Source organism: Clostridium omnivorum (genome assembly GCF_026012015.1).
Lineage (GTDB): Bacteria > Bacillota > Clostridia > Clostridiales > Clostridiaceae > Clostridium_AX > Clostridium_AX omnivorum.
The window spans coordinates 3217505-3231956 of the sequence record NZ_BRXR01000001.1 but is presented as its reverse complement, the minus strand read 5'-3'; the positions used below and the strand labels follow the sequence as shown (position 1 = coordinate 3231956).

At 32.1% G+C, this 14452-nt stretch carries 16 protein-coding genes; 6 read left to right on the top strand and 10 right to left on the bottom strand.

All coding sequences use genetic code 11. The features are described 5' to 3' along the window. Positions 1-162: 162 nt before the first annotated feature. The 4 genes from bsdE14_RS15270 (at position 163) to bsdE14_RS15255 (ending at position 4638) form a co-directional block, all read left to right on the top strand. Positions 163-360, top strand: a complete 198-nt coding sequence (locus bsdE14_RS15270) for an alpha/beta-type small acid-soluble spore protein (RefSeq protein WP_264850851.1) — start codon at positions 163-165, stop codon at positions 358-360. Positions 361-531: 171 nt separating this feature from the next. After that, positions 532-1905 (top strand): MATE family efflux transporter, encoded by a 1374-nt coding sequence (locus bsdE14_RS15265; RefSeq protein WP_264850850.1) that lies wholly within the window; start codon positions 532-534, stop codon positions 1903-1905. Between the two features lie 265 nt (positions 1906-2170). After that, positions 2171-4288 (top strand): SPFH domain-containing protein, encoded by a 2118-nt coding sequence (locus bsdE14_RS15260; protein WP_264850849.1) that lies wholly within the window; start codon positions 2171-2173, stop codon positions 4286-4288. 20 nt (positions 4289-4308) lie between these two features. After that, positions 4309-4638, top strand: a complete 330-nt coding sequence (locus bsdE14_RS15255) for a YbjQ family protein (protein WP_264850848.1) — start codon at positions 4309-4311, stop codon at positions 4636-4638. Positions 4639-4708: 70 nt separating this feature from the next. On the opposite strand, the gene bsdE14_RS15250 is transcribed toward bsdE14_RS15255, so the two are convergent. Then, complete coding sequence (locus bsdE14_RS15250) at positions 4709-6247, bottom strand: SH3 domain-containing protein (protein WP_264850847.1); 1539 nt, start codon at positions 6245-6247, stop codon at positions 4709-4711. Between the two features lie 316 nt (positions 6248-6563). Here bsdE14_RS15250 and bsdE14_RS15245 point away from each other — a divergent pair, with 316 nt between their 5' ends. Next, complete coding sequence (locus tag bsdE14_RS15245; protein ID WP_264850845.1) at positions 6564-6830, top strand: hypothetical protein; 267 nt, start codon at positions 6564-6566, stop codon at positions 6828-6830. Between the two features lie 90 nt (positions 6831-6920). On the opposite strand, the gene bsdE14_RS15240 is transcribed toward bsdE14_RS15245, so the two are convergent. Next, positions 6921-7118, bottom strand: coding sequence for a DUF4250 domain-containing protein (locus tag bsdE14_RS15240; protein WP_264850844.1), 198 nt, complete (start codon positions 7116-7118; stop codon positions 6921-6923). 102 nt (positions 7119-7220) lie between these two features. After that, positions 7221-8588, bottom strand: a complete 1368-nt coding sequence (locus bsdE14_RS15235; protein ID WP_264850843.1) for a YyaL domain-containing protein — start codon at positions 8586-8588, stop codon at positions 7221-7223. 213 nt (positions 8589-8801) lie between these two features. Between bsdE14_RS15235 and bsdE14_RS15230 the strand changes: the two genes are divergently transcribed. After that, positions 8802-9002, top strand: a complete 201-nt coding sequence (locus tag bsdE14_RS15230; RefSeq protein ID WP_264850841.1) for a hypothetical protein — start codon at positions 8802-8804, stop codon at positions 9000-9002. Between the two features lie 53 nt (positions 9003-9055). Here bsdE14_RS15230 and bsdE14_RS15225 read toward each other — a convergent pair whose 3' ends face one another. The 7 genes from bsdE14_RS15225 to bsdE14_RS15195 all read right to left on the bottom strand — a co-directional run bounded on the left by bsdE14_RS15225 (position 9056) and on the right by bsdE14_RS15195 (position 14347). Then, positions 9056-9739 (bottom strand): peptidylprolyl isomerase, encoded by a 684-nt coding sequence (locus bsdE14_RS15225; RefSeq protein WP_264850840.1) that lies wholly within the window; start codon positions 9737-9739, stop codon positions 9056-9058. A 134-nt stretch (positions 9740-9873) separates the two neighbouring features. Next, a complete protein-coding gene (surE, locus tag bsdE14_RS15220; protein WP_264850839.1) occupies positions 9874-10635 on the bottom strand; it encodes a 5'/3'-nucleotidase SurE in 762 nt (253 codons plus the stop codon). 64 nt (positions 10636-10699) lie between these two features. Beyond that, the gene (locus bsdE14_RS15215) at positions 10700-11443 is read right to left on the bottom strand and encodes a LytR/AlgR family response regulator transcription factor (protein WP_264850837.1); all 744 of its coding nucleotides are present in this window, start codon (positions 11441-11443) and stop codon (positions 10700-10702) included. Between the two features lie 4 nt (positions 11444-11447). Then, positions 11448-11783 carry a hypothetical protein gene (locus bsdE14_RS15210; RefSeq protein ID WP_264850836.1) on the bottom strand — a complete coding sequence of 112 codons (336 nt, stop codon included), beginning with the start codon at positions 11781-11783 and terminating at the stop codon, positions 11448-11450. Positions 11784-11802: 19 nt separating this feature from the next. Then, positions 11803-12813: a flotillin-like protein FloA gene (gene floA, locus bsdE14_RS15205; RefSeq protein ID WP_264850835.1), complete on the bottom strand. Its 1011-nt coding sequence runs from the start codon at positions 12811-12813 to the stop codon at positions 11803-11805. Between the two features lie 14 nt (positions 12814-12827). Then, positions 12828-13328 carry an NfeD family protein gene (locus tag bsdE14_RS15200; RefSeq protein ID WP_309298120.1) on the bottom strand — a complete coding sequence of 167 codons (501 nt, stop codon included), beginning with the start codon at positions 13326-13328 and terminating at the stop codon, positions 12828-12830. Positions 13329-13498: 170 nt separating this feature from the next. After that, on the bottom strand, positions 13499-14347 hold the full coding sequence (locus bsdE14_RS15195; protein WP_264850834.1) for a sensor histidine kinase: 849 nt from the start codon (positions 14345-14347) through the stop codon (positions 13499-13501). Positions 14348-14452 lie beyond the last annotated feature (105 nt).

Here is a 14452-nt window from a genome sequence, read left to right as displayed (position 1 = left end):
CTCTATTTCCTATAATCTCATAGAGTATTATATTCAATTTTGAGCAAATTATAATTACAAAATTAAATTAATCTTAAGTGAAGGTTACCAATTGCTTATCATATAGGTTCATATTAACTAACACTAAGATTAAAATTTGAACATATTAAGGAGGACAAAATTATGTCAAGTAGAAGTAATAGAGTTTTAGTACCACAAGCTAGAGAAGGACTTAACAATTTCAAGATGGAAGCAGCTAGAGAAGTTGGAGTTAACCTAAGCCAAGGATACAATGGAGACCTTACTTCCAGAGAAAATGGTTCAGTAGGTGGCCAAATGGTTAAGAAAATGGTTGAATCCTATGAACAAGGTTTAAAATAAGGTAATTTGCTGGAGAGCATCTATATTGGATGCTCTCTACTTTTTTATTTAAATATATTTTATATTTTTATAACACTTAAAGTTTTCTAATATTTTCAAGAATATACTTTATTAGTATACATAGTTTATGATAACATTATTAGTGTATTTCTTATTTATGGAGGTATTCTTATGGGTAAAACTGATTCACGTGAGCTGCTCCAAGGAAACATTCTTGAAAATCTACTTAAGATGTCAATTCCAACTATGCTTGGCTTCGTATTCCAATCCGTATATGATATTATTGATATTATTTGGATAGGAAGAATTTCTGCCTCTGCAGTAGCTGGAGTAACAATATTTGCTACCATCTTTTGGCTTGTAGAGGTATTGAATGAAATAATAGGAACAAGTTCTATATCAATTATATCTCAAAGCTATGGAAGCGGAGATGAAGAAAGAACAAAGCTTGCTGTAGAACAAACCTTTACTTTTAAGGCACTAGTTGCTGTAATAGCAAGTTTAATTATTATAATGATTTTAAAACCACTTCTTCACTTTTTCTCTAGTGACCAAGAGGTTTTAAAAGCTGCACTAGACTTTGGGTATATTAGAATATTCTTTTTACCTATAATGTTTTCTTCATATACTGTAAATACTGCGCTTAGATGTTTAGGAGATGCCAAAAGGCCAATGATTTTTATGGCAATAGCAGCAGTTTTAAACATAATACTAGATCCTATTTTTATGTTTAAAACTATACCTTTTATAAATCTTCCTGGGTTCAATTTAGGGGTCTTTGGTGCAGGTCTTGCTACAGTTATTTCCATTAGCTTTTCATTTATTGTAGGTTTTTATATTTTGATGTCTGGAAAAACAAAGATTAAACCATCGATAAAAGGATTATTTAAGCTCAATAAAGAAATCGATTGGAAGCTTGTAACTATAGGACTTCCCTCTGGCTTTGAAGTACTTTTAAGAAATCTATCAGGCCTGGTAACATTAAAATTAGTATCCCTATACGGCACTTCTGCAGTAGCTGCCATTGGAATTGGAAATAGATTGTTTGGCTTTGCGTTTATGCCACTTGTGGGTTTTGCAATGGGGAGCAGCGCAATAGTTGGTCAGTGTCTTGGTGGCCATGATATAAAGAGGGCTAAATCCACCGTTAGAGAGGCTGTAATTATAAACGTTGTGCTGATGATTATCATTAGTCTAGCTGCACTAATTTTTCCTAAAACCATTATGGCAATATTTATTGATAGCCCTGATGTTATAGAAGCTGGTATACCTATGCTTAGAATTGTAACTCCTGGACTTATAGCTTCCGGCATATTTATGGGTCTTGGTTCTGTTTTTTCGGGCTCTGGCCATAATATTCCCTTTCTTATATCAAGTATTATAGCTAGGTGGGGAGTACAAGTTCCTTTACTATTTGCAATTATATATCTTCTTCATTTACCTATAGCCTTCGTTTGGCTCAGCTATTTAATAGCAGAACTTGTAGAACTTGTGGTAATATATATTTCTTATCATAAAGGTACTTGGGAATCCAAAAGAGTGTAATTAAAAATTACACTCTTTTATTTTTAATTACCATGATAATTGAAGCAAAAACAAGCAAACTTAAGTAAACCTAACTTATAATTCAATTATCTATTCAAAGTAATGTTCTGTATTTTACTATTGTCTAAGTTCAAGATTGTGATATCAGATATGAGGGAATATAATAATATATGTAGTGATATTTAATACCACTTAATATGATACATATTGTCGGTATAAGTGATATTCACTACAATAAAATAGACCTATGGGGGGTTATTTAATCATGAGTTTTATGGAAGTATCTACACTTATCAAAATTGGTATTGGCATTATTGCCTTACTGCTTCTAATCTGGCTTTCCGGATTTAGAATAATTCCAAATGATAGAGTAGCTATCATCGAAAAATGGTGGTCAAGAAAAGGATCACTAAATGAACAAATTATAGCTTTAAATGGCGAAGCAGGTTATCAACCTGATGTAATAAGAGGAGGTATTCACTTTTTAACTCCATTACTTTTTAAAGTACACACTGTTCCCCTTGTTACTATACCTCAAGGTAAAATAGCCTATGTCTTTGCTAGAGACGGGAAGCCCCTTGAACCAACTCAAACTTTAGGTAAGATTGTGGCTGAAGGAAACAACTTTCAAGATGTAAGTGGTTTTATAAAAAACGGTGGCCAAAAGGGTCCTCAAAGGGGAATCATTCGTGAAGGTACGTATTCCTTCAACCTTGCACAATTTATTATAATAACTGAAAACAAGACTTACTATTTGCCAATGGGCAATGATTCTGAACAAAAGTCAATAATAAACATGGCACAAAAAATTTCTGAAAGAAATGGCTTTGACCCTGTTGTAATTCAAGGTGAAAGCGACCTAGTTGGAATAGTAACTGTTCATGATGGCCCATCACTAGGAAAAGATAATATTATTTGTCCTACTGTAAGTGATGATCCATCTGATGAGAACTACCACAATAATTTTCAGGATCCAGAGAAGTTCCTTTTAGCAGGTGGTTATCGTGGTAGGCAGTATCAAGTACTAGCGGATGGTACCTATTTCATAAATAGATTATTTGCTACTATTGAGTTTATTAAAAAGACAGTTATACCAGTTGGTTTTGTTGGAGTAGTTGTATCTTATACTGGTGCAAAAGGAATAGATAGCTCAGGTACTGACTACAAGCACGGTGAGTTAGTTGAAAATGGTTTTAGAGGTGTTTGGAGCGAACCATTAATGCCAGGAAAATATGCATTTAATACTTATGCTGGAAGTATAATTCAAGTTCCAACTACAAACGTAATTTTAAAATGGATATCAAACCAAAGCGGAAATCATAGATATGATGAAAATCTTAAAGAAGTTAGTCTTATTACTAAGGATGCATTTGAGCCTTCACTGCCACTATCTGTAGTATTCCATATTGACTATAAAAAGGCACCTATGGTTATACAGAGATTCGGTGATGTAAAAATGTTAGTTGATCAAACTTTGGACCCAATGGTATCTGCTTACTTTAAAAATATTGGTCAAACAAAAACTTTAATAGAACTTATACAGCAGAGAAATGAAATTCAAGACCAATCTTCAGTTGAAATGAAAAACAAGTTCACACACTACAACTTAGAGCTAGAAGAGGTACTTATCGGTACACCTACAAGCTCCAAAAATGATTCTAATATTGAACAAATATTAACTCAGCTGCGATCAAGACAAATTGCAAAAGAACAGCTTGAAACCTATGAAACTCAACAAAAAGCTGCCGAGAAAGAAAAAGAATTAAAGGAAGCTGAAGCTATAGCTAAGCAACAAACTTCCTTAACAGAATCAGATATAAACATTCACATTCAAGAAAATCAAGGTAAAGCAGAATTAATGAAGTCTAGACAGGATGCAGAAAAAATACAAAGATTATCCGAAGCAGACGCTTATAAAGTTAAACAACAAGCTGAAGCCGAGGCATATAGATTAAAGCAGCAGGCTGAGGCTGAAGCTTATAAACTAAAACAAACTGGTGAAGCTGAAGCTTACAAAATTAAGACCGTTGGTGAAGCTGATGCCGATAGAGAAGCTAGAGTTGGTATTTCCAAAGGTATAGCTGCAAAAGAACAGGTTAATGCATATGGTGGTTCTCAATATAAGATTGTTCAAGATGTTATGAATAACTTTGCTGAGGCTATAAAAACTTCAAAAGTTGACATAGTTCCTAAGACTATCATAACTTCTGGAGCTAAGGAAGAAGGAAATGTACACAATGCATTTGAAAGCTTAGTTATGCTGCTACTAAGTGATAAGCTATCTCTAGGTGAAGGTGTAAGAACAGAGGATTCCAAAGATGCAGAACAAATCAAAAAGGAAATATTAAATAAAATAAAACCAACAGAAATTGAAAATAAATAATATATTTGAGAGGTAATTTCATGGAGAAAAAATTTGTTACAACTTCCTTTGAATTTCAAGGATATAAAATAGTTGAATATGAAGGCCTTGTTAGAGGTATTATAGTTCGCTCCAGAAGCATTGTTGGAAACATTGGTGCCGGTCTTCAAAGCCTTGTAGGCGGTAATATAACACTCTATACAGAGCTTTGCGAGAATGCTAGAGAAGATGCCTTTAATCTTATGATAGAACATGCTGAAGAAATTGGCGCTAATGCAATAATTGGAGTAAGATATGACGCTAATGACGTTGCTCAAGGAATAACAGAAGTACTTTGCTATGGTACTGCTGTAAAAATTGAGAAGGAGTAATTTTAAGACCACCTTTATGGTGGTCTTTTTCAAGCTCTAGTATATAAAATTTAAAATAGCATTAAGTCTATTATTGCAATTGTATTGCAGAGGTAAACTTTTGAATATATGGCGTTCCATTAGACATAGGTAACATAGTAGTTGTTACAGCAACTTCATAAACTGGTGCAAAAACATAAGCAGCTCCATCCTTCTTTCCATATCCAGCAAAATCATGAATTACAAAGTGCTCACCATTTACTTTTCCAAGATACATCATCACATGCCCTTCCATATATATAGCTGCTCCAGGTAATACCTTGTCTAAAATAGCATTTCTGCTTGTATTGTTATCTCCCTTTTTAAAAATAAAAACCTTACCTGCACTTTTTTCTTGCTCGTCAGTATTTCTTGGCAGCTCAATGCCAAAGGTCTTATAAACACTCATTATAAAGCTTGAGCAATCCGCTCCATCAAATTTATTACCCCAATCATACTTTTCTCCTTGGAACTTAAAAGCTTGCTTTATTATGTTTGCTCTCGTATATGTTAAATAACCTAGGCTTGCATCTTCATTCTTAGTAATCATAGATAGCTGTACACTTAAGTAACCTTTATCATTTCTAGTTGGAAGCTTAACTATGTATTTTCCTTCAGTTGAAATGCTGTCTATTTTCTCTGGTATATCTTTTTTTTCAATAGGAATCCTGTTTCCCATATAAAATTCTAAATCTTTCACAGGCACATTTTTTAAATCTTTATCCAAAGTTACATGAGTGCCAGTAATGACTATAAATTCCGCTGGCTTTGAATACTGTAAGAATTCATTCTTATCCTTTGCAGCAGCAATATTTTCAATGTTTGTCCACCCTCTGTAATTAAAGGTTTGGATAAAATACCATTTTCCGTCCTTGCTTGTATGAAGTATAATAACTGGCTCACATGGCTCGCAGCTGGTTTCTTGAAATCTGTCTATTCTTGCTTCCTTGCTGCTGTCATATACACCTTCTAGAGCTGGAAAACTCCTTATAGCAGTTCTCTTTATCGCTACCCCATACCTTACTTTATTATTTTCTTTAATACTTTCAAGGTTTCTATTTTTTAATAGTTTATCATAGTATGCCTTAGTTATAACTTTGCCTTTTGAATCATACATAGTTTTTGTTGGCAGCTTATAGTCATTTATAAAATTAGTCAATTCTTTTTTAGTAAGTGAAGCCTTATAATTATTTATATCCACCACTGTACTTACTTTTTTAATTATATTAGTATTAAACTTATGAATGTTTTCCTCATTCATTATTACTTTATTGCCATCCTTAAGTAACTTTATCCAGTAATCAGCTGTCATCATCTCTTGTTTTGTACCTGGTACTAAAGTTCCCTTTATTACTTCTTCTTGTTTTTTCTCAGTATTGTTTTGAACATCATTATTTGAAACCTCCACTGGCTTATCCTCCTCCTTTTCATTGTTATTAACATTTTCCTTTGAAGTATCCTCTTCAATCTTCTGCTTTTCACTACTTGGATTTATTTCTGACAGCTTTTTATTAATCTCCTGACAGCTGGTATTTATTATAAGGCTGCTTGCTATAATGAGCAAAAGCACAGCTCTTTTACTAAACTTCATCTACTAACAACTCCTCGATATAATTTACTTTAAATTATATATCATAATCCAACTTATTTCCATAAAATGTAAGTAAATTAGCTTATTTTCCTTTCTATCCAATATTAATACTATCTATATCAAAAAATAAAAGTATTATGCTTTAAAAATAAATGTCAAAAAGTAATAAAAATATTATAGAAAGACAAACTAAAATATGAAACTATAATGCATAGGCTTCAAGACTATTATTTCAATTTAAACCAACATAGAAATACGGGAGGCACAACAATAATCAATTATTAACTGCCCCTAGTGAATTCAAGGAGGATAAATCATGGCTAAGCAATACTGTGTAATACTTATGGAAAATGAATATAATTGTACCGTTAAAAGAGTAAGCAAAAATACTTATAGTCAAATTAGGAACATGATGGATAGAGGAGAAAATAACGCTAAAATCTTAAAGAGCATGGTAGAATTGAACACTCGGGAAGAAAATATTGTAATTAATGGAGTAACTCAGGATGAGGCAGTAAAATATGCCCTAGAAGCAGGAGAAGACTATGTATTTATACAGGCCTTTCATGCCTTTACGGATTAGTAATAATCTCATTTAAATAAAAAATGGTAAAAATGAAAGGTAGGAAATCACCTACCTTTTAAACATTATAATCCTACCACTTTAAATTCATTAATCTACAGCTATAAATTGATTATTACCTGGATTGTAATTATATCCTATAATCTTTAATCTTTTTTTAAGCAAATCCGCTTCAAGATCATATTCCTCACACATGCCTTCAAAGCTTTCAAAGCTATCCCTTAGCTTCATATTTACAATACTAAGAAGAATATATGGGTCCATTGTTAAAACCTGCTCTTTATCCATGCTTTATCACCTTTTCTTCCTCTGTTTGCTATGCATATTATTCTCTTACAATTGATACATCAAATAAGAGAAGGTACTTTTGTTCTTTTTTACACTATTGTACTATTCTTTTTCATTAATATCTATAACTTCAGCCATTAAGTTATTTATTTCTTCGCTAGGTACACTAATGCTGCTATTTTTCTCAATTAGAGCTATAATATAAAATTCATAACCATCTAGCTGTTCTTTAACCTGATTCCTATATAATCTAAGTAATTTCGAAGCTTTATTTTCAATCTCACTATTTAAGCTTAATCTATTTAAATGTACGAAGTTTAATAGTGCAGCTTCATTTCCATTTATACTGGAAGTATTTCTAAATATCTTATCTTTATTTGATTCTGTAGTAAAGAAACCTCCTCCTTTTTCATCCCAAAAGTTTTTTATCATTTTTTCATTAAGATCAATTGCCCTATTTAAAAAAGTTGACTTAAGAGTTGAACAATAGAGTTCAATTAGTGCCCAAATCAAATAAGCATAGGTCCTTTGATGAGCAACTCCTTCAGCCTTTCCATTATCAAGGCATTGAATTAGCCTTCCATCTTCCTTACTAAGTTCTCTATAAATAAACCTTAGTGTTTTTTCAGAGCTTGCAATAAGTTTACTGTTATTAATCATCCTTCCGCCATGAGCTAAGGCTGCTACTGCTAAACTATTCAGTGAGGAATATATTTTATAGTTTTTTTTAGTTTTTGCATCCTGATGCCTTTTTAAGTATAGGTTATTACACATACATATAAGCCGTCTATTTAATCTTTCATCATTTCTTATTCTGTTAATTGATATACCTATTTGATTAGGAATAATACCCTTAGCCCCACTTACTGAAACAGGAATATTGTAATATTTACAAAATGTAACAGCATCCTTTTTGCCTAAAACTTCTTCTATCTGAGGATAATTCCAAGTATAAAATTCATTATCTGCTGTCTTATCTTCTCCATCAGTAAAATAAAAGCCCCCCTTAGAATTCATCATCTCTCTAACTAAATATTCATATATTTTCTCTACTACTTCACTGTATATCTTTTTACTTGTAATGCCATATGCTTCTGAATAAACAATTATAAGGATAAGATTATCATACAGCATCTTTTGCAGCACCGGGTCGGTCCATTGTCTAACTTTAGAGCTTCTAAAAAATCCATAGCCTAAATGATCAAATATTCCACCTTTATACATATTGTAAAGAGTCTTTTCTATTTTTTTTAAAAGTTCGGCATTTGGATTAATTTTATAATAATTTAAAAGCAGCAACAATTTTTCTGGTGAAATAGTCTTTGCTGCAGTTCCAAAACCACCGTATTGTTCATCAATATTTTCAATCAGCACTTTTGCCGCATTAAATATTACTTCTTTATTTTCACTTCCATAGGCTATGTGTTTTTTATTTTTAAAAGTATGTTTATTACTTTTATCAGCATACATGCCTTTATTCCTTTCCTAATTTACTCAATTTATCTTATTCAATATACCAAATAACTGTTACCATTAATAGCTACTTCTTAATATCAATGCAGCTTTAAAACAATTTAGCTTATGCCCATATAGTTTTCAGAAAAAACACTTTATTTTCGACAAAATAAAGGAATTTTCTTAATCTTGGTAGAAGTAAAATATAGTGGTTTTTTAGGGGGGATTATGTTGAAAGTAAAAATTGTTATGGATAGTGGAAAAGAATATATTGTAGAATCTAATGAAAGCAATATGGGTCAATTTGTTTGGATGAATTTTGAGAAAAAAAATGCTCTCATTAACCATTTTGTAAAATTGCAGTGTAATGGTAGTGAACTAGTTATAAATCCTACACACATAAGCAGTTTAGAGGAAATTAATGATTAATAATAAGACCAGAAGGACTATAATATATCCTTCTGGTCTTATTTATACTTATTCTATTTTATCTTTTCAGGTTCTCCATAATTCACGCCAAAGGTATCTACTGTTATAGACTTTATTTTCTGTTCCACTAGAGGCTTATCATTAGAACCCCTCTTAACTCCAACAATTTTGTCTGCAACTTCCATACCTTCTATTACCTTTCCAAATGCAGCATATTCACCGTCTAAATGTGGCGCATCAGCTACCATTATAAAAAACTGAGAGCTAGCTGAATTCGAACTGGAGCCTCTTGCCATAGATATAACTCCTCTTTCATGCTTCAAGTTATTTTTAAATCCATTCTTAGAAAATTCACCTTTTATTGTATAATCAGCCCCTCCAGTACCGTTACCATTTGGATCCCCACCTTGAATCATAAAGCCTGGTATTACTCTATGAAAAATGAGTCCATTATAAAATCCACTTTTAGTTAAATATATGAAATTCTTCACTGTATTTGGAGCAACAGCTGGATATAGTTCAACCTTTATCTTACTTCCATCAGACATTTCAATAGTAGCCACTGGATTTTTTTCAGGTGTATTAACCTTAGTTTCCTGATCAGCTGATTTTTTACTGCTATCAGTATTTTTCACTTCTGAATTTTGATTTTTTGCGCATCCTACAGCTAAAAATGCTATTAAAATTACTGTAACTAACACTGAAAACATTAACCTTTTTCTTTTAACATTCTTCATACATATTTCTCCTTAGTGTCTTTTCTCTTATTTTCCATTACAATATATCAGTAAAAGAAAAATAAATCAATTCTAACATATAATTTTATACTTAGATACTATGCCAGTCTCTGCAAAGTGAAAAGGAATTCTAACTAGAACTCCTTAAACCATTTACTTATATCATTTAACATATTAAAGTTTGTAAAGTCATAATGCAGTGGTGTCAAGGTTACATAATTATCTTCAATATAATAAGTATCAGTATCCTCATGAGAAGCTTCAATAACAGAATCGTTTATGCTATAAGTTATAGCATTTCCATCCACTGCTATTGGAACAAAATTATTTGCATAAGTTCTGCTTCCAATTTTACATACTTTTATACCTTTTATTTCATCTTCAAATACTCCTGGAACATTTATATTAAGAACAGTATTCTCACCTATTCCATTTTCCTTAATTTTATTAAGTACCATTGAGGCATATTTTGCTGCTATTTTATAATCTTCATTTTTCCTTTCAATTTCCAAAGAAACTGCAACTGAAGGAACCTTATATATTGCTGCCTCTATTGCAGCCGATACAGTACCTGAATATAATACATCAGTACCTATATTTAGACCTCTATTAATTCCTGATATAACCATGTCAACTTTCCCATCAACAAGTTTATCCAAGGCTATCCTTACACAATCAGCCGGTGTACCATCCACACTATAGGCCTTACAGTTAATTCCAGGAAGTACTACTTCTCTTACAGTTAGCGGTCTATTTATAGTAATCGAATGACTACTGGCACTTCTTTGACTATCTGGTGCTGATATAATAAGTTCGTGCTCCTTTTGAAGTTCCTCCGCTAGTGCATAAAGCCCCTCTGCGTTAATTCCATCGTCATTAGCAAGTAATAATTTCATATAAAAACTCTCCACCTTCCACCTGTTGTTACTATACTAATATATTTACCACTATTTAATTATATTATATATTAAATAATTTCTTCAATTCCTCATATTTGTCGTGGGTAAGAAGAGCATCCTTTTCAGTATCCTTTAGCTTAATTATATAAGTCCATCTTCCATAGGGATATATTTTATTAATTCTTGATAAGTTAATAATGTAGGATTTGTGGCTTCTAAAAAACTGATTTTTATCTAATCTATCCTCTAATTCACTTAAAGTTTCCGAAGTAGTATAACAGTCATTAGAAGTATATATTGCAGTTGTTCTTTCTTCTCTTTGAATAATAATTATGTCTTCCATATCTACAAAATTTATGCCTTCTTTATTTTTAAGCAGTATTTTATTAAGTCCACTTTCATACCTAATTATTTCATGAATAGACTTTTCTTTTGAAACATCGTATAATTCTTTAATTCTATCCAAGGTTTGAAATATTCTTTCTACTTTAAATGGCTTGGTCAAATAATCAAAAGCGTATACTTTAAATGCATCAAACATGTATTCATTATGACCTGTGGCAAAAATAATCTTTGTCTTAGGATTCTTATCACAAATTAGTTTTGCACATTCTAGGCCATTAAGTTTTGGCATTTCCACATCTATAAATACCACTTCTGGATTTAAACACTTATAAAGGGAGAGTGCAGCCTCTCCATCCTCTGCCTCTCCCACTATTTTAAAGCCTTCAACTTTTTCAACAGCCTTTTTCAGCATTAATCTCATTCCAAAATCATCGTCACAAATTAAAACCTTTATCTCCATGCTGTTACCTTCCCCTTCTTAAGCTTTTAGGCTTTCCAAAAATCTCTGAATAGATAAATGCTTGTGCCAAATTTGTTTCATTGAAATCCACATTTATATTGTTGTCATCACGGTTCTTTACAGCTATTTCTTCTTTCTGAACTTCTTTTTCTGCATAATTTTCATTAACTGAATTCTCTTTCAGCACATTATCATCATTATTCTCTTTATATTTGCCCTTTGTATTATCTTCCCATGACATTGGAATTTTAGTTCTCATAAGTTCGATACCATTTGCAGCGTTTTTTAGTTTTTCATTTACTGTTTTAATTTTATCAAAATATTCACTAAGATTGGGCACAATCAACCACCCTTTCTATTTATTGCTTAGAAGCTTGATCTTCATTCTTTTTTGAGTTTGCATTAAATTTTACATTGTCCTTCTTATTAACAGTTGATATGGATTCTCTCATCTTTGTATCGGATATCACGTTCTGCATATTGTAATAATCCATAACCCCGAGACTCCCTTCTCTTAGAGCCTGAGCCATTGCCTTTGGAATTTCAGCTTCAGCTTCTACTACAGCCGCTCTCATTTCCTGTTCTTTAGCTACTGCCATTGCCCTTCTTTCCTCTGCCTTAGCTTGAGCTATGTTTTTATCTGCTTGAGCTTGTAAAGATTGAAGTTCAGCTCCTATATTTCTACCTACATCTACGTCAGCAATATCTATAGATAAGATTTCAAAGGCAGTACCTGCATCTAAACCTTTTGACAAAACAGTTTTTGATATAGCATCTGGATTTTCAAGCACTTCCTTATGAGAATGAGAACTACCTACAGTTGTTACTATACCTTCACCAACTCTTGCTATTACTGTAGCTTCTCCAGCTCCACCAATAAGTCTATCAAGATTTGCTCTAACAGTAACTCTTGCTTTAACTAAAAGCTCTATACCATCCTTAGCTACTGCTGAAACATTTGGTGTTTCAATAACCCTAGGATTAACACTCATCTTTACAGCTTCTAAAACATCTCTGCCTGCAAGGTCAATAGCTGCTGCTCTTTCAAAAGGTAGATTGAAATCCGCTCTATGAGCAGCTATTAATGAATCTACAACTTTATCTACATTTCCCCCTGCAAGGTAATGTGCCTCTAGTTCATTTACATTTACTCCTATTCCACCCTTAACCGCCTTAATTAATGGTAGTACTATTCTACTTGGAACAACCCTTCTAAGTCTCATACCTATTAAATTAAAAATACTAACCTTAACATTTGCAGCTAGTGCTGAAATCCATAGTCCGATTGGCACAAAGGTTAAAAATAATGTTAATGCTAAAATAACTATAGCAATAATAATAATAATCCCTGCTAAACTTCCACTTCCCATAAAAATACCCCTTTCTATTTACACTCTTTCACTACTATTCTTCTTCCCTGAACCTTAATTATTTTAACTTTAGTATCCTTAGAAATAAATTCTCCCTCTGACACTACATCAAGTTTAATACCGCTAAAATCTGCAGTACCTGCTGGCCTCAATACAGTAACTGTATTGCCTGTCTGGCCTAAAAAATAGTTTAAGTCTTCCGTTCCAATGTATCCATCTTCTTTTTTTTGCGCTTCATGAAGTATAAGAATTCTATTAAGCCTTCCTTTTGCTGCTGATTGAAGTACTATTGCTAAGGCCGCTCCCAAAATTGCCATAATAATTAGCAAAAGTATAAATGCTTGCAGCACACTTTTAGCCGTCATAATTACTCCTAGTACTAGTAAAATACCTCCCATTATACCTGGTGCTCCAAAACCAGGATGGAACATTTCTACTACTACCAGCGCAAACCCAGCAATAAAACAAATTATTGCAATCAGGCTGAGGTTTGTTAATAGTCCTACCAGTTCCAAATTATTACCTCCTCCTCCAATTTCTAAACATGACCTTAAGCTCTTGTCTATAATAATATAATAGCAGAACAGTTATTCTATAGTAATACCTGCTGGCTATAAGATACACACTAATGCTCAAATTGTCATTTTTTCATTCTAAAAATGCAGATACACTTATATTAAAATATTTACTTTGGAATCCAGCCTTCAAATTCAGTCTTATCTTTATCACTTGTGACTATAATATCACCACCGTATTTATTTAAAATTTCTTTGGTGATAGCAAGTCCCATACCTTCTCCCTTTTCGCCTTTTGTTGTAAATCCTACCTCAAATATTTTGTCAATTATGTCTTGCTGAATTTGTGGTCCATTATCTTTTATTTTAAATCCATATTGTTTTAGATCCTCAAATATATCAATAGTTATACATCCTTGCTCTCCATTTTGCTGAATTGCATAAATAGCATTATCAATAAGGTTTCCAAGTACCCTGCATAATTCCCATCCTGGCATCTTAATATTCTTTAGCTGAGAATTAACATTAACATGTGTTTTAATTCCTCTTTTTTCACTATATATAACTTTTGCCTCCAATAGTGCATTTACAGCTGGGTTTGAAGTTTTTAATATTTTATTTACCTTCTGAATATCATTAAATACCTTTTCTATATAATCCTTAGCATCATCATATTCATCCATTTCCATAAGCCCATGAACTACTTGAAGATGATTCATAAAATCGTGTCTTTGTGCTCTTAAAACTCTATTTAAGTCTTCAACTTTTTCTAAGGTATCCTTAATAAAGTCATACTGCGAGCTCTGCTCCCCCAATAAATGTATATCCTTAATAGTTAAAAAGCTATTAATTAGTATTAGTATTACCGTTATTATTAATAAGGAATCAAAACTATCTATTTTAACACTTTTTTTCATGAAATACTTATAGATAACAGCCCCAATGATTACAGCTATTTGAAATGCATTTAATATAATTACAGTTACAATTGTTTTATTTACATTAAGTTTATTTTTCATATAAATTTGCCTCTCTCAAAACGTACTTCAAAATACTTACATAATAAGATTATACTGTAACTCACACTTTTTCAATAGTAAAAAACACACCCTAGGGTGTGTTTT